A 16,815-nucleotide genomic window follows, 5' to 3' on the forward strand; every position below is an offset into this window, starting at 1 on the left:
GAGATAAATACAGTAGTCTTCGCAAATCTTGTTTGAATCGGTTTGTTGACAAATCAGTGTATCCAATTGAATGGAAGACATACGACATTATTTACATCGCCTGTTTGATTTTTATCCATATCTTTAGTTAATATAAATCTTTATAACCCATATCTCTGAGTAATATTATAATCAGATAAAGTTATTACTGATCTCTGTAAAACTAAGTACCATTATTTTTATCAGAACACTGTTTAAGTCCCAAATATTAGGTGATTGATTCTATAATTCTTAGTAAAAACCTGACTAAATACAAATTGAAAAATAGGAATACTTTGATTTCGATACGTGTTGGAAATTTTCTGTATACTATCTAAAAACGTATGTTTTATATAACTTGAATATTGATTTTTTAATGTTATTAATAAAAACCTAGTCTTAAAAAATTCAATGGCACTGTTCTCTAAACTTAACAAACAAGGTCTGTGTTTAGACAGCAGCGCCAAAATCAGTCGAGTGCCAATAAAGACGATACATTGAATTATTCTGTTTAATCTTTTTGATAAAGTAAAAAGAAACCCAAGTATCTCGCTCTTTATAAATCTCTCGACAAATTTTGAAACACTCTGTAAAAGCAATCCTCTTAAAATTGTATTCATCATTTTCACCTTCTATCATTCTTTTTGCTTCTCAATTAAAACAAAACTTTTCACTATTTATTGTAAATATTAGAATTGTTGAAAAATGAATTATCCATCTGTTTTTGTATTATGTTAACGATCGCTTGAAGTAGTTTTGTTAATCCCCATTATGAAATTTTTCAACAATTCTATTCTTATAAAAATAGATTATATTCTGCTTATTTTGAACCTATATATGAATTGTTTTTTAATTGTGATCTGTATAATTTTTTCAAATTCTGAAAACTTATTCAGTTTTAGTTAAGCATCAATAAGAGTTTTTTAATACATCTCTCTGCTGCAGCGCACACCTGCCATCTCCTCTCGAACATTGATTTACAGAAACACTGGTCGGGAATTGTCCCGTGCCCCTTCTGTCCTCTCCTTCTCCAGTGCAATTCCTGTTAGAGATTACGAAATCAAAAATATTGTGATGGTACTCTCCTAACTGTATCGTCGTAAGTCTTTCTAAAGTTCTATCTGGTCTTGACAAGAGATTGCGAACTACTTGGGATATGTCGGTGGTGGGTGTTAAAACTTGTCTATAGACATCAAAAGGTGTGGAAGGCCATCTCGTTGGAATTACTACTAAACCCTGTGAAGTCCTAAGAATTGGAACTGCGTGTCCTGCCGGAGTTCTATCTGGACGCATCTGTATCATTACCGCTAACCAAACACTTCCAGGTGAAGAATTGATAAGTGATCTTACATGGGACCGTATTTCAGACTGAGTACCAAATTCACTAGAAAGTATCCATCTGTATTGGGGTAAAATAGTTCTAGCAGATATGTATGTCAGCATCCTGCTTGAGTCATCAGCGGAACCATACACAGTAGGTACATCTCTCAACAATGTGTAAAACAGTGGATAACGTTGTCTAAACGAATCAAAAGGATCCGTATCAGGAGCTGTATCAAAAAAGTAACCTCCACTCTGAAGAGGTCCTTGAGAATGATACTCTTGCAGTTCAGCTAACATTTGAAAACTTTGAAGTAAACAAGTACCGCATATCCCAAGTATTGTTCCGGGTTCTGCAGTTGATCTCGTTATTTCATAAAGTCTTTGAATCCAATCCTCGCTTAACTGAAAGTCAGAAGGTAAAGTCCTTTTGATTCTTTTATGTATAAGACTTTCTTGATTACCAGCTGGACAATACCGATCTGTTTTTCCAAGATTAGAAGCCGTATAACGTGTCCAATCCAACAAACTTTTATCAACAACAAACAAAGAAGTGGGACTATGGGTAGTATCCTTTTCTAAATAAGAAGGTTTGGCAGCATAAGCAACACCCTTATTGAATCCGTATCTGGTAACTCTGAGTATATTACCTTTATAGTCTGTGATCATTCCTCCTTCATCAGTTTCAAAAAATACATTCCAAAAAGCTGGATTATCTTTACTGATTGCTGCGTCACTACACAATGCCCACTTGACCCAATTCCATTGATTATCATCCACCTGAGAATACATACAATAGAGTGAACCACTTGAAGGATAATACTGAGCAATATGCCCACTTTCAGGATTGTAGTAAAGAGGTGTAGTGTTTTTATCCGAACCTCCCCAACGAACAAAGTAACGTTCATTTCCATCAGAAGTTTTCAAATCCCAAGCAATGGAAGTTTGAATGCTGATGTTTCCAGGAGTGGCTACTGTTTTAACCCAATCATCCATAGAAGAATCTAATGTATGATTATATTTATCTCCAGAGTTTCTAGAGATATAACCATACCAATTTGTATCTTTTAAACGATAAAATCCATCTGCAGTCCAAAAAGAATTCTCTTTTACGATCCATCTTTGCTGAGGATCATTGATCGTACAAGGTCTGAGATTTACATAGTCCCAGGGTTCTTCCCCATGTATGACTTTCCATGGAGCAGTAATACACAACCAAGTGTCATTGATATAATAAGAGATTCTTTGAAACACATCGTATCTTGCTTTAGCAGTCTTATCCGTACACGTGTCAATCCAAACGTAACCTTCACCTTTAGTAAAAACAGGAGAATAACAATACTTTCCCTTATTACTTACAACGATCTTGATCGGTTTATCTTTTGGTGGATCGGTAGGTTTTTGAACGATTGAATTATTAGCCTTTGACGAAGCATGGACAGGTGTAGGATTTATACTATACTCGAAGCCAACTCCAATCGAGACTAATAAAACTACTAGTAACGCTTTCTTCCAATTACACATCTTTTAACCTTCTCTATTTTCAATTCAATAAAGCGACTTCTTATACAATTCAAATCTAACGATCTTAGAATCCTTGCGTAAAATCACCGCCTTACAGTTATCATCAATATCAAGAATCTATATTAACGTGAGTTCGATGTAAGAAAATTGGGGCGAATCGCTCGCAAATTTCATAGTTAAAATGGCTCGCGACCGCGCTTTTCGCTCCAATTCCTTCGGAATTTCCGCTACAATCGCTTTCGCATTTGTTATGCCGAACTCACGTTATATTATATAGAATTTCCTAATTTACTACTCATCTCTACAGAATAGGGTACCATTCATTTTGAGTCCAATCTCAGTTTTGAAGCATAATTTTGGTACCGGTCATATAATTCTGAGTAGAGCTGCACAACCAGATTTCGGAAAAGAGACAACCTTTCACAAATCAAAAGTACCTCATTATACAGATTTCAGAAACACACAATTCTAACAATATTCTATAAAAAGAATATACCTAGAAAATCTAATATAAATTGTTTTCCTTACAAGCTTACAGATCGGGCCTACATTCTAACTTTTTAAATCAACATCTACTCCTGTTGTCTAAAAAAGTCAGCTTTTGTGACTTGTAGAAAAAATTTTAATTAAAGTATTTTACTAAAGGTGAATGATAATGAATTTATTTTAAGACTATATATGAATTATATTTCGATTCTGATGAATAATTTTTCTATATAATTTTCGTTACTCATAACTATATAATAAAGTACCTAATATTCTGCATGAAATCAGTGTTTTGTGATAAATTTAACGGTAATCAATTTTATAGAGATCAGTAAAATATATTAAAATTTTATAAATTAAAAATATAATGACTGATGTAGATACTTAAGTAAAAAAATTTACATTTTGCAAAAATCTGTCTCTCATTTTCGTTAGCATTTTTTATGTGTTTTCGTAGCAACAAAGTTGTTCGCATAACGCATTGATTCGATTTGAAAAATTCAAGTTATAATATTTTTACAAAAGATTTTCGTCTCTAAAAAGATTCCCGACTCAGCAATCGAAAGTAACGCCATAACACTTAAGTTACTGTTCAGACGTATAAAAAATGATACCCAAAATTAACTGCGATTTTGCGGATTCTTAAAAATTACGCCTAATTGGAATTCATAGATTCTTGAAGGAAAACCCACATTCTAATTTTTTTAGAAACAAATTCTTAGTATTATTTTTATACATTCGAGTAGTAAATACCTTTGAAATAAGTTTAAAAAACCCATTTTATTTTTTTGATCTTAAATCAACTTCACATTTCAGGTCGTTTTTTCCGGTTTACTACTCGGAAGTATGAAGATAGTACCAAGTTATTAACGACCGAATTTGCAAAAAAATAGCAGTACTTAAAAAATGCTGCAAATTCGCGATTTACGGCATTTTAGAGCAAGACCAAAAACATTCAAATTTTTGAAACAATTAACCCAAGTATTCTATTTATGTGTCCGAGTAGTAAACACCCGTTTTAATTTTTAAAATTCTTAGATATTCTGTAACTTCAATCTTTACTTTTCGAAGATCTACTTGATGTTATCCGTTCAATTCAAAAATATTCAATATACTTTCCATCAACTGACCGATCTTCTTTCTTCTATTGAAGAAAAGGAATATTCTAAAAACATTTCGGGATTGAGTGTGGGTAAACACATTCGACACTGTATTGAAATTTTAGAAAATTTAATCTTAGGTATAGAAACTTTAAATATATCTTACGATCAAAGAAAACGAAATCCTCTTTATGAAAACTCTCCTCTCGCCGCTAGAGATAAAATTTTCGAACTACTAGGTAAATTAGAATCTATCACCAAAAACGAAGAAATAGAACTTACATATTTAGTCGATCCCCACAAAGGTCTCGAAGAAAAAACTATAACCAATATTAAACGAGAATTTTTATATGTCCAAGATCATACGATTCATCATATGGCGATCATTAAACTTTATGCAGAATGTTTTTTACACAACGTTTCTTTTTCAGAGGAATTTGGTATGGCGTTATCAACTATTCAATTTCGGTCTCAAAGAAGTGTCTACGATCAAAATTCGAATTCATAAAAGTTTGTTTTCAAAAAATAAGGCGTTTAATTTTTTATGATAAGTTCTTTTTGGCATATATATTAAAAATTTTCAATACTCAAATCTAAATAAAATCTGCAAATTCCAATTCTTTTATGAAACGTTTCTATCATTCTATATACCACAAGATAATACTATGGAAAATTAAATTTAAAAAATTAATTCGACCTGAATTTTGGCCCTCATGGATTTTTTATTCTCCTCTTGTTCCTTATATATTTTTTTTAACAATTCGTTACAAAGGATTAGGGACGATCTGCGCCGCCAATCCTGGAATTCCTTTAGGAGGTTTAGTAGGAGAGTCAAAAGAACAGATATTTAATAATTTAAATTCTAAACATAGTTTAAAATTTTTGAAAGTCCCCAGAGCAGAAAACAGATTCGATTTAATTTATAAGACTATCTTAAAGAACAAATTCAAATTTCCTTATATATTAAAACCAGACGCCGGCCAAAGAGGTTCTGGAATTAAGTTAGTAAAAAATAAAAACGAAGTTTTTGAATATTGGAATAATACCAATGTAGATTTGATCGTTCAAGAATATCATCCCGGTCCTAAAGAAGCAGGTATATTCTACTACCGTTTTCCTTACGAAACCCATGGTAAAATTTTATCGATCACTAAAAAAACATTTCCCATCTTAGAGGGAAACGGGATCGACACTTTAGAAAATTTGATTATACGTCATCCTAGATTTCAATTCCAATGGAAAATTTTTCAAGAAAGGTTTTTTAAAGAATGGGATACGATCCTTTCCAAAGGTGAAATAAAAAGATTGGCCGAGGCTGGAAATCATTGCCAAGGAACTCTTTTTACTGATGGTAGCTACTTAATCACCAAGGAACTTTCTAAAAAAATAGACAAAATATCAAAAACTTTTTCCGGATTTTTTTTCGGTAGATACGACGTTCGTTACAAGTCCGATGAAAAATTAAAATGCGGAAAAGATTTTTCAATCGTAGAACTAAACGGAATCACTTCTGAATCTACAAATCTTTACGATCCGGATTTTTCTATCTGGAAAATGTACAAAATTCTTTTTAATCAATGGAATTTACTTTTTCAAATCGGTTCTGAAAATAACAATCTTGGGATTCCGAAAACGAGTTTGGCTGAAATTTTTAAGGCTATTTTTTATTTCTACGGAGGGAATCGTAAAGTAAATGTCCGATCAGATTAATCTTCTAAAAAATTTTTATATTTAGATATTTTTTTTAAATTGTTCTAAATTATTTCTAAATCTATTTTTACTTTTTTATTATATAATTTTAAAATATCATAATGTTATTTTTTAATAAAATGAATACATCTTTATAATTTAAATTATAATGTTAATAATTATTAATATGTTTAGAATTGTAAATTTTTTATTTCAGTGCAAAAAAATTAGACACCTATTTAAATTCAGAATAGAGTTGTTGAAAATTAATCCTCCATCGGTTTTCATTTTATGGAAACGTTTAATTGAAGCAGCTTTATGGATCTGAACTATGGAATTTTTCAACAAATCTAATAATTTTAAAAGATTGGCTGACATTACTGCAGTATAAAATAGAGCGTTATACATTTTTTGATACAATTAGTTATAGAAACAAAATTTTTGGAGATTTACTATGTTTTTTACTGTATGTAAGATTAAAGTTTTACTGAAAAATGTGGGAACTATTACAATTTCTAACACCAGTAAAATATCTAAAAAGTCAATATATTACGTAATAGGACATAATTTATGGGAACTCCTATAAAATGGAAATATTTTTAAACAAACGATTCCTATTCAGGCATTAAAAACCGATATTAGATCATTCTAGAATCAGCTTGAGCATAGTAAAAAAAATTTAAATAACATAAAATTAAAATATTCTAAATTACTTATAAATAGAAAAGAGGTAAAAACGTGACCGATACAGCACTAAAAATCATCTATTTTTTGTTTGGCGATCCTAAAAAAAATTCGCTCGAACACAGACTATTCAACACGGTCTCATTTGTGAACGGAATTTTGAACATTTTTGGTGCGTTTTCTTCTTTTTATCTAGAAAACTTTTTAGCGATTTTTTTTCTTAACTTTATTTCTGGAATTTTACTGATAAGTATGTATTTTATTTCCAGAATAAAAAGTATCTATCATTCTCTGTTTTGGCCATTTAATCTTATCATCCTGATTTATCTTTCTTGGATGTGGTTTTTTAACGGGGGTTCGATAGGTGGTAATCATTACTACTTTATTCCCGCTCTTGTAATTGCAACCATACTACTTAGAAAGCATAACGTTTTGCTTGTTTATTTGATTTATGCCGCCTCAACCGCACTTTTATATGGTATCGAATTTTTTCATAGAGAATTAGTTAAATCATATTCCAATGATACGGAACGTTATTTGGATGCGGGTGGTAATTATTTATTTGTTCAAATCTTAACAGGGCTTTTGATTTTTATTCTTACTAGAAATTTGAATATAGAAAGAAAAAAATCAGATTCTCTTTTATTGAATATTCTTCCCGAATCGGTCGCAGAGGAACTAAAAAGAAATGATTTTGTAGTTCCGATCCGTTACGAAAGTGTCACGGTTCTTTTTACGGATATGGCTGGTTTTACAAAGATTGCGGAATCTATGTCTCCAGAAATTTTATTAAGCGAACTCGATCTTTTTTTCAGAGAATTCGATCTCATAACCAAAAAACATGGCATGGAAAAAATCAAAACTATAGGAGATTCGTACATGGCCGCGGGTGGACTTCCTATTACAAACAATACACATCCCATCGACGCAGTGTTATGCGGTCTCGAATTTCAAAAATTTATGACTCTCAAAAAAAAAGAAAGAGAAAATGATCATCTTCCGTTTTGGGAACTTAGACTTGGAATTCATACCGGCTCCGTAGTTGCCGGTGTGGTTGGAACCAAAAAATTCGCATACGATATTTGGGGAGACTCTGTAAACACGGCCAGTCGAATGGAAAGTTCAGGAATCCCAGGAGAAGTAAATATATCCCACGAAACTTTTGAAAAAATTAAAGATTTTTTTATCTGCGAGCACAGAGGTAAAATTAAAGCGAAAAACAAAGGAGAGATCGATATGTATCTAGTAAAAAAAATTCGAGAAGATCTACATGATCCTGAAGACGAATTAAAACCAAATCAAACTTTTCTTAGATTTTATTCTCAAATTCAAAATGGAGAACTTCCATTTTAAAGAAATACTTTAAGAATTTATGATATATATTTTTTATGGAACGATCATCGCCAAACTTCAATTCAATGCAAAAATTTAATTTTGTCTTTAGATCTTATAGAGATTCCCACTATGTATTCCAAATTCTTTTTCTTATTTCTTTTCTAGGGTGTTTTTGTAGTATTCCAGAAGATCTGAAAAAAAAGCCGAAAGAGAGTTTAATTCTTCTCAAAAAATCTGGAATCAATTTCAAAGAATTTAATTTTAATGTAGAAGGAAAACAAATCTACGGAGTTGCATCAGGGTGTAATTTAAAAAATCAGAATATTTTAATATTTATACACGGCTCCCCCGGAGGTTGGCAAAATTATTCTTGGTATTTGGAAAATAAAACCTTAAACAAAAAATTTTGTATTTTTGCCATGGACAGACCCGGTTTCGGAAATTCAAACCCGAACGAAGCGATTCCGGATGTGGAAAAACAAGCTTTTATCCTAGGAAAAACAATTCAAAATTTTTTAGATCAAATTCCATTAGATAAAAATATTAGAATCGTTCTCGTAGGACATTCTTACGGGGGCCCAATCGCTGCAAGGATCTCTATAATTTTTTCTTACAAGATTGATACTCTCGTTTTACTCGCCGCACCTCTAAGTTCCAAAGAAGAAGAAATTCGTTGGTATAATAAAATCGCTGATTGGGTTTGGGTTAAAAATCTTTTACCGATAAGCTTCAAAAATAGTAATGACGAAATGTTTCCTCTTAAATCCCAATTAGAATTTTTAGAAAAATTTTGGAAATTAATTCCCTGTAAAATCATATTAATTCATGGAAAAGAAGATTCTCTAGTTCCTTTTCATAATTTAGAATTCTTTAAATCTATATTTTCTCCTTCTATACTTACCACTATAGAATTGGAGAAAGAAGATCATTTTATTCCTTGGACTCAAAAAATTCTTTTAGAAAAGATCTTTTTAAAATCAATTGAGTAAATTTTGTATAATTAACGTGAGTCCAGCCTAAGGAGAGAGTAAAATCAGGAAATTGTTTTTAGATTCCATTTTTTTTAAACATCAAAATTAAATAATATTCTAACCTAAAGCGGCTCCAAACAGTATCAATACTTTTTTTGATCGCAGCCAAATACAAAAAAATATTTTTTTAACGTGAATTCTATGTAAGGAAATTAGGGCGGCTTCGGACCGACTCTCAGCTCTGATCAATAAATTGCATGCAGGAAACTTTATATAAAAATTATATTTAGTTCGAGAGAGCGTTAATTACTGAAACGATCTAAACCCATCAAACCCAAGAATGTGAATCGAAAAAAATCGTTTCATTCGAAAACCTATATTTGTCGTTCATAACAAATATAGGTTTCTATAGATCCTTAACTTAAGGACCATGCTAGAGACAAATCTAAAAACTCTTCGGGTTTTAAATTTTGAATCTTTTCTTCCATTTCCCATTTTTTAGAGTATAACAATTTGCCTGCATTAAAAAGATCCAATTCGATTAGATCCGATAATTCAGATAGTTCTTCTACGTTTAAAGAATGAAATTGGTTATTTGTATCTCTCCATTCCGGAATAGAATTAATTTTTTGTTTGTTATAAATAGTTAATGTTTTTTGAATATTCTCTAAATAGATTTTACCAGAATCCCAAGGCACATTACAATAAATAACCGTGCTTCGATAAGAGCCAAGTTTGGAATAAAAAGTTTGACTATTTTTCTCCAACAAGAATTCTTTTTTGCGATCTTGGTTTACTATCCAACCGGAATCCGTATATTTTTGATACTCCTCCAAGTTTCCGGCAAAGTCTTTTAACGGTTCTATCTCCGTTTCTGTCTCTAAATCTATCTTATCTTCCCAACTCTGTAGAACTCTTTCCTCTCCGGTAATTTTGTTATAAACTTTTTTGAGAACAAAATCTTGTGCTACTCCTTCTTTAATTTCTGCAAGAAACGTTTCTCCGATTTCTGGATTATAATGGAGAGAGTATACAATCTCGTGTAGATTAGCTTTAAAATTTCTCCAAGCCTTTTCTCCAATCAGTCGATTTGGATCCGTGTTGATCCAAATTACTTTCTGATTCGATTTTTCTAATATATAATTCATTATGCTACCCTCACTTTGTATTTTACCGCTACGTATGCCGGGTTTGTTTCATTGCTAAGGCGAGGGTTTCCGTTGCTACCGTCCGTCCTGGCTGTTATAACCATATTTGAAACATTCCAAGAATTGTTACCAGTTCCGGAGATATATCCAGATCCACCAGCATACCCAGGATATCCCGTATAATCATGAAAGTGTCCTTGCATCTGATCTTGTCCTGCATATCCAACCGCACCACCATCATAATTCCCACCTGCCGCTTTCGCTCTTGTTCCATGCACTCCTGCACCTCTTGCAAAAATCCCTCTTCGATCCGGAACGTTATACGTAGTCGATCCGTCCCCAAATCCATATTCAATATTTGTAATCATTTCCCCGGTTTGAGAAGACGTAAGGTCTACGATCGAACCAGTTGATGTCAAAGAAATCTGAAAGTCATTTACAGTTGGATTACGTACATAATAATTTACTAATGCTGTAACTCCTCCCCCTGTAAAAGAAAATTTTACCAATTGACCCTCAACACATCCATGACTTGTACAACCGATACGATCCGTCGCGGAAACAATTCCGGTAACAGATCTTTTGACTAAATTCCAAAGAGCCAAAAAGCTGGTTCTAGAAATAGATTGTCCGTTTGCGTCTTTAAAATTAGAGGTAGAAGTTATGTTCAGATTATCTTCGATAATTCCACCCAAAGGGATTTGAGTCGCCAGAAAATTATTCTCTGCCAGATCAATACGATCTTTTAAATACTGATCGTTTTCGTATTGCCGATCCACTTCTTCATCGATTAGATCTCCATCCGCAGGAGTGCTCTTACTCCAGATTCTAGTTTTTGCTGGATTAAATGAGGCCATACAAAACTCCCAAACAGAACACTAACAAAACTCGGATTTTCCAATACAGAAATCCAAAATTTCTAAAATAGCTTAGAGAATTACTTTCGGCTTTTATTAGACTAAATAATAATATTTTAAAATTATAATTTATGAATTTAATTTTCATAGAACCCTCACTTTGTATTTTACTGCTACGTAGGCAGGAACATTCTCGTCACCAATTCGGGGCGTACCGTTAGTACCGTCTGGGATTACCGAACGAATAGAATACCCAGGCGATGCGCCGTTTGTATTTGAAGATGTCGGCGAATTCGGTCCCGCTCCAAACTGTATTGCAGTTGTCCCATTTATACTGGGGTTATTATTGTTGAGCCACAATTCGTGCGCATGCTTAAATAATTGATCCTGTCCCGCATACCCAACCGGTCCACCGTCATAATTCCCACCTGCTGCCTTCGCTCTTGTTCCATGCACTCCTGCACCTCTCGCAAAAATACCACGACGATCCGGAACGTTATACGTAGTCGATCCGTCCCCAAATCCATATTCAATATTTATAATCATATCCCCGGTTTGAGAAGACGTAAGGTCTACGATTGAGCCTGTGGCGGTCAAAGAAATCTGAAAGTCATTTGCAGTTGGATTGCGTACATAATAATTAACTAATGCTGTAACCCCTCCCCCTGTAAAAGAAAACTTTACAAGTTGCCCCTCAACACATCCGTGATTTGTACAACTGATACGATCTGTCGCGGAAACAATTCCGGTAATCACTCGATGCACAGAATTCCATAAAGTAACAAATGTGTTTCTAGAAATTGCCTGTGCGTTCGCATCTTTAAAGTTAGCAGAAGGAGCCAGGTTCAGACCGTCTTCTATAATACTTCCGATCGGAATCAGAAAATTCGCCAAATTCATGTCAGTCGAGTCGATCCGATCTTTTAAATACTGAAAATTTTCATATTGACGATCAAATTCGTCGTCAATTAGGTCTCCATCCGCCGGAGTATTCTTGCTCCAAGTTCTTGTTTTTACTGGATTGAATATCGCCATAATCACTCCTTTAACTCTTGTTCTAATATAATAAACTTCTCATATACTTTAAAAGGTTGGTCCACATACCTCTTCAAGCGATTTCGAACCGGTTTTAAATCTTCTTCTCTCGTAAACTCGGCATCCAATCCAGACCCGTTTTTTTTATATCCTTTTCGATCGCAATATTCTAAAAGACTCTCGTGTGTCTTAAACAGTGCAATCGGAAGTAATTCGATTCTAAATTTTCCCGTTCCGGCAAATTCTACATTCGTTTCCCTTGCTAGTATTTGAATCACTGAAACTCCTCCTTTATTACAAAATCATAAACTATAAGATGATCCTTATCTTTAGAAGGAAAAGTTTTAAGATATAACAACTCCCCGTCCTCGTCGAAAAGTCCTATTTCGTTAATCCCATAACCCATCATCTCTCCCTGTTTGACTGTTGTTTGAAAATAACGATTCCCGTCTGAATCAAATCGGATTTCGACTAACTTTCGGTAGACTTCGTTCTGCAAACCAGTATCTCCAATCTTAGGAGATCTAAGAATTCCTCCTTCCAATCCTCCGATTCCGAAAGCGATTTCATAGGGTCGAATTTTCACCCTCTCTCCAGACAAAAGAGTGAACCCATTTAAAGACCAGCCCCCATCCAAATACGGAGTACGAATAGATTCTCCATACAACCTTCCGCCTAACGTAGATATTTCGAAGCGGTATCGAATGATCGCCTTTACACCTCCGGGACGAATTTGTGCAATCGCTTGATTGAATTCCGGAACTACAGGAAGTTCGTCGACAGAACCTGTAAAAATTAATTCAATCGTAGCGGGTCTTTTTGTACTTCCAGAAAGAGGATATTCCCCATTGAGAGTATACGTAGCATCCAAGAGCATCGGAACACCTCCGTAACAAAGCTCCTTGATTTCGTATAACGTTCCCATTCCAGCAAGTATTTGAGATCCGATTTCGTTCATCGAAAAAATATCACCCTTCGATTTACGTTTTTGACGCGCGATCGAAAGAAAGATCTTATAACGAAAATCGTCCATCCCGTTTCGCGGCTGTTTTAAATTCTTTCCGATCAAATCTAAAACGGTTCCGCTTTGAACACTATAATCCGTAATTCCTGAAATCGATTCCAATACAGAACGGACTTCGTTTAACAATTCAAGTTCCACTTCCCACTTTTTAGCAATCGTAGAGTTCGGGTCTCTCGTAAAGATCGAAGAAGGGTATTTTTCTAATACTTCGTTTAAGTAAGTCATATAAAATTTACCTGAATGTTGGCGGTAATCAACTTAGCACGTTGTCTGCTATTGATTGGCAATAGGTCTTGTGTGGCCGGAGAAGTTTGGCCTACCTTTACAATCATGGATTTAATTCCTAATACCTTTACGGAATCGAATTCCTGAAGAGCGCTCTGAGCTGCGATCAATTTCCATGCAAACACGTCTGTACCCGTTCCTTCTCCTTTATAGTAGGTGGAAGTAGAAGTAATCGTGTCCACTCCTCCTATCACTTTGATACAATTTGTTTTTACAACCGACTCGGAACCCTGCACCCAAAGATTTAAATCTCTTACAATATCAATTTTTACATAAACAAGAACGTCGGTCGGTCTATTGAAATAGTACGTTCTAGGAACACTTTTATTGTCAAAAATAGTAGTAAGTTCCAAACCGTAAGATTCAATTCCTCCCGGCCAGTTTCTTAAAAAAACTTCTCCGATTTCTTCAGAAGAACCTCCTTCTATTACGGCTTCCATAGAATGTGGCGGTCTTCCGTCCATATCCGTAAAATCGGTGTTATTCTCATACACGATCGCATTGAGTACGGAGGGAATGTTGTTCAAAACACCTTGAACGTTTGCAGCGGAAGAACCTCCGTTAACTCCTTCTTGAATAAAACGATTCAGATATTCAGAGTCCGTTTCTATTGCACGTCCACCTTTAGACGGTTCCGGATTAGTGACTGAATCGATTCCACTGACCGCCGTATTAATCGTAGTGATCGAATTGGCATTCACGTTTCCGTTCACTCCATAAGAAATTTCTAATGCTTGTGCATTCAAGTCTACGTGTCCGCCAGATAAAACTCCGGATTCGATCGTGATAAAAAGTAACCCATTGCCGGTTTGACAAATGACTCCGACTGGAACCACAGCACCATCCATTCCAGAAAATCTAAGAACGACTATAGAACGTTTAGCCGGTTGACGTTCCGAACCGAGAGGATTTAAAACTCGATCCAAAGAAACACCGGAAGCGGTATGTGCAAAATTAGAATAAAATACTTTTTCTGCGAGCTGGTGAATCTTATCTAGTTCATCTGCTAGAATCCTCATACGCATTCCATCTTCACTAACAATAGAAAGATCTATATCTCCACCTAAGCGAGTTTTATAACCTTCCTCCAATTCTGATAGAATCTCTTCTCTACTTTTTCGGATAAAACCTTGTTCACTGACTCCTGCCATTATAATTCTCCCATAACAATTCCATATTTTGTAATTGCAGAAAATTGAATATATACTCTCTGGCCCAAACTTTCTCTATCTACCAATTCCACTTTTTCGACCGAAACTGTTTCAGGATCTTTTTGAATCGTCTTTTTAATTTCCGTCAAAATCCTGTCCCTAGAAACTTTCGTGGAAAATATAATCTCCCAGTTCACTCCGTTTAACGGCTCGTATACGGACTCTCCCAGAGATAAACGGATCGAATGTCTAATTCTTTGGGAATAATATTCTAAATCTTGAATGATCACGGACCGTCCTCTGACAAATACCGCGTCTTTGTTCTCTATCTTAATTCCTTTCATCCTAATTTTACCTTTCCTGAAAGTAACTGCTCCACTTCCGATTTACGAACGTTAAGTTGAGAAACTACCGAAGCCGCAAGTCCCGCAGGCGAACCGGGGATCGCATTAGTAGTAAACGTAGCAGAGTTATTCAAAAACACGTCGATCAAAGATTTGATAAACTCTACTAAAGTTTCACCTAACACAGCCGATTCGGTCAAGTCGGCAATACCACCTTGAATTTTAATTCGGTCCTCGTCTAGTTGGATCAAAGACTTACCTTCTTTATGGCCGATTACAAGTCCGGACAAATTAGAAGTGGTAGCGGGAATATCAGTTTTCCCTTTATAACCACTGATCACACAAGCACTTTGAAGATCAAAAAGAGAATCCGAAGCAATAGATTCGATTCCTCGAATTGCGTCCGATATATCGTGTGTAGAAAACGAAACCCAAACTTTGTCTCCTCGTTTGTAATCCGGTTTGATATAAAAATCTCCGGCCCAGTACGTGCCGACTCTAATACCAGACAAAACAGGAAAAGACCGTTCTCGTCCGGAATCGTCTTCTTTTTTTAGAGGAATACGAACGTTAGCCGTCATATCTTGAGGCTGAAAAGATTCTATAATTCCAGGAAGACCAATTTGTATCTTAGATACATTGTTTTGAATGGCGGCTAAAATCACTTTATCTAAAGTCATACTGGCTTTACCTCTAATTCTGAAAAACAATCCGTATTCAAAGTGGAGAACTTATGTTTACCACCAACGATTCTACATTCCGAATCGAGTCCTCCTCCTTTGACGGATACGATCATATTCTTCTTAAACTTATGGCGGAAGAGACTGGTCAGTTTCCAAGTATCTTGGCCTTTTTCTGGAACTCCGATCAACCCGGAAGAATGATCTAAAAAAATGACGCTGTTTTTTTTAGAAGGATCGAGAGAATCAAAATGAATCTGACCGTCTTGAAACCAATATTGAGATTTTGTTAAATTACAAAAACGGCGAATACAATCGCCTAACTCCGTATTGGCGCTGAAGTTCACGATTTTATTGATCCCTAATTGAATCCTTCCGGGCTTTAGATTTCCCTGATTCAGAATATCTATGATCACGTTTCTTGCAGGAAGATTTGTGTATGTTTTCATAATATACGTTCTCGTCCAAGCGCCCGCACTTCCGCTGATCTGAAATTCTAACTTTTTATTGGTTCCTTCTTGTTTCCATTTAGGATGAATGATTTCTCCGGAAACCACGAGTCCGTTTTCGTCCTTGTAACCTGCATTTAATAACGCTGAAGGATATTGGAATTTTTTTTCTTTCATTCGAGCACTTACAAGACGCAACGTTTCTTCGTTTACGTTATACATCGTAACCTGAGTTAGATTGAGTCCGTCCAATTCGGTTTCAAATTCGAAGTTAAAAGGAGGATAACAAAATTCTTTTGCAACTCCGGTCGCCGGAAGAATCTCCAAAGAAACGGTACGTCCAAAAAGTTTAGGATTACCAATCATTGTTTTTCTCCTAAATACAATCTTACTCTGGAACCGAAAGTTTCCAAATTCACAGGAATGTTTTCAAATTCATCCTTGTAAAGATCATCCAAATCCAAAGGAGTTAAAAGAATGGAACTATTAAAGCCATCCACTATAATATGATTTAAAGGAACGCCGTATAACAGTTTAGAGGCGAAAAGATCTTTCCCGTCTTGATCTCTAACCAATACAGTAATGAAATCGCCTTCTGTGTTGTGCGAGAATTCAAATTCGTATTCCATTTCTTCGATCGTAAACGTATAACGAATCGGGAATATATTATGATCAATCGGTAGATATTTGAATTCCTTCATGTAGTATCAATCCT

The 16,815-nt window shown here is 34.7% G+C and carries 16 protein-coding genes; 4 read left to right on the plus strand and 12 right to left on the minus strand.

Annotation, left to right across the window (positions count from 1 at the left end; translation table 11 throughout):
- Window positions 1-233 precede the first annotated feature (233 nt).
- Window positions 234-431 (minus strand): DUF1563 domain-containing protein, encoded by a 198-nt coding sequence (locus tag LEP1GSC059_RS24690; RefSeq protein WP_155243439.1) that lies wholly within the window; start codon window positions 429-431, stop codon window positions 234-236.
- A gap of 496 nt (window positions 432-927) precedes the next feature.
- On the minus strand, window positions 928-2,862 hold the full coding sequence (locus LEP1GSC059_RS12210; protein ID WP_017215880.1) for a DUF1561 domain-containing protein: 1,935 nt from the start codon (window positions 2,860-2,862) through the stop codon (window positions 928-930).
- Between the two features lie 1,566 nt (window positions 2,863-4,428).
- Between LEP1GSC059_RS12210 and LEP1GSC059_RS12215 the strand changes: the two genes are divergently transcribed.
- From LEP1GSC059_RS12215 to LEP1GSC059_RS12230, 4 genes are all read left to right on the plus strand, one after another.
- Window positions 4,429-4,956, plus strand: a complete 528-nt coding sequence (locus LEP1GSC059_RS12215) for a hypothetical protein (protein WP_017215881.1) — start codon at window positions 4,429-4,431, stop codon at window positions 4,954-4,956.
- 116 nt (window positions 4,957-5,072) lie between these two features.
- Complete coding sequence (locus LEP1GSC059_RS12220) at window positions 5,073-6,158, plus strand: hypothetical protein (protein WP_002178427.1); 1,086 nt, start codon at window positions 5,073-5,075, stop codon at window positions 6,156-6,158.
- Between the two features lie 717 nt (window positions 6,159-6,875).
- Window positions 6,876-8,174: an adenylate/guanylate cyclase domain-containing protein gene (locus LEP1GSC059_RS12225; protein WP_020980741.1), complete on the plus strand. Its 1,299-nt coding sequence runs from the start codon at window positions 6,876-6,878 to the stop codon at window positions 8,172-8,174.
- Window positions 8,175-8,239: 65 nt separating this feature from the next.
- Window positions 8,240-9,145: an alpha/beta fold hydrolase gene (locus LEP1GSC059_RS12230; RefSeq protein ID WP_017215883.1), complete on the plus strand. Its 906-nt coding sequence runs from the start codon at window positions 8,240-8,242 to the stop codon at window positions 9,143-9,145.
- A 398-nt stretch (window positions 9,146-9,543) separates the two neighbouring features.
- Here the strand turns inward: LEP1GSC059_RS12230 and LEP1GSC059_RS12235 are convergent, their stop codons facing one another.
- The 10 genes from LEP1GSC059_RS12235 to LEP1GSC059_RS12280 all read right to left on the minus strand — a co-directional run bounded on the left by LEP1GSC059_RS12235 (window position 9,544) and on the right by LEP1GSC059_RS12280 (window position 16,801).
- Window positions 9,544-10,275 carry a hypothetical protein gene (locus LEP1GSC059_RS12235; protein ID WP_017215884.1) on the minus strand — a complete coding sequence of 244 codons (732 nt, stop codon included), beginning with the start codon at window positions 10,273-10,275 and terminating at the stop codon, window positions 9,544-9,546.
- Window positions 10,275-11,132: a hypothetical protein gene (locus LEP1GSC059_RS12240; protein WP_002179013.1), complete on the minus strand. Its 858-nt coding sequence runs from the start codon at window positions 11,130-11,132 to the stop codon at window positions 10,275-10,277. Before LEP1GSC059_RS12240 ends, LEP1GSC059_RS12235 begins: the two co-directional genes overlap by 1 nt.
- Before the next feature lie 144 nt (window positions 11,133-11,276).
- Window positions 11,277-12,167, minus strand: coding sequence for a hypothetical protein (locus tag LEP1GSC059_RS12245; protein WP_017215885.1), 891 nt, complete (start codon window positions 12,165-12,167; stop codon window positions 11,277-11,279).
- A 2-nt stretch (window positions 12,168-12,169) separates the two neighbouring features.
- Window positions 12,170-12,445: an LA_1064 family peroxide-responsive upregulated protein gene (locus LEP1GSC059_RS12250; protein WP_017215886.1), complete on the minus strand. Its 276-nt coding sequence runs from the start codon at window positions 12,443-12,445 to the stop codon at window positions 12,170-12,172.
- Window positions 12,442-13,416: a phage tail protein gene (locus LEP1GSC059_RS12255; RefSeq protein ID WP_017215887.1), complete on the minus strand. Its 975-nt coding sequence runs from the start codon at window positions 13,414-13,416 to the stop codon at window positions 12,442-12,444. Before LEP1GSC059_RS12255 ends, LEP1GSC059_RS12250 begins: the two co-directional genes overlap by 4 nt.
- Window positions 13,413-14,627 (minus strand): baseplate J/gp47 family protein, encoded by a 1,215-nt coding sequence (locus LEP1GSC059_RS12260; protein WP_017215888.1) that lies wholly within the window; start codon window positions 14,625-14,627, stop codon window positions 13,413-13,415. Before LEP1GSC059_RS12260 ends, LEP1GSC059_RS12255 begins: the two co-directional genes overlap by 4 nt.
- A complete protein-coding gene (locus LEP1GSC059_RS12265) occupies window positions 14,627-14,971 on the minus strand; it encodes a contractile injection system sheath initiator (protein ID WP_002179042.1) in 345 nt (114 codons plus the stop codon). Before LEP1GSC059_RS12265 ends, LEP1GSC059_RS12260 begins: the two co-directional genes overlap by 1 nt.
- The gene (locus tag LEP1GSC059_RS12270; protein WP_017215889.1) at window positions 14,968-15,651 is read right to left on the minus strand and encodes a Gp138 family membrane-puncturing spike protein; all 684 of its coding nucleotides are present in this window, start codon (window positions 15,649-15,651) and stop codon (window positions 14,968-14,970) included. The genes LEP1GSC059_RS12265 and LEP1GSC059_RS12270 overlap by 4 nt, the downstream gene beginning before the upstream one ends.
- Window positions 15,648-16,466, minus strand: a complete 819-nt coding sequence (locus tag LEP1GSC059_RS12275; protein WP_020980791.1) for a phage protein — start codon at window positions 16,464-16,466, stop codon at window positions 15,648-15,650. The genes LEP1GSC059_RS12270 and LEP1GSC059_RS12275 overlap by 4 nt, the downstream gene beginning before the upstream one ends.
- On the minus strand, window positions 16,463-16,801 hold the full coding sequence (locus LEP1GSC059_RS12280; protein WP_002179024.1) for a phage baseplate plug family protein: 339 nt from the start codon (window positions 16,799-16,801) through the stop codon (window positions 16,463-16,465). Before LEP1GSC059_RS12280 ends, LEP1GSC059_RS12275 begins: the two co-directional genes overlap by 4 nt.
- Between the last annotated feature and the right edge of the window lie 14 nt (window positions 16,802-16,815).

Source organism: Leptospira noguchii serovar Panama str. CZ214 (assembly GCF_000306255.2).
In the GTDB taxonomy this organism is placed as follows: Bacteria; Spirochaetota; Leptospiria; order Leptospirales; family Leptospiraceae; genus Leptospira; species Leptospira noguchii.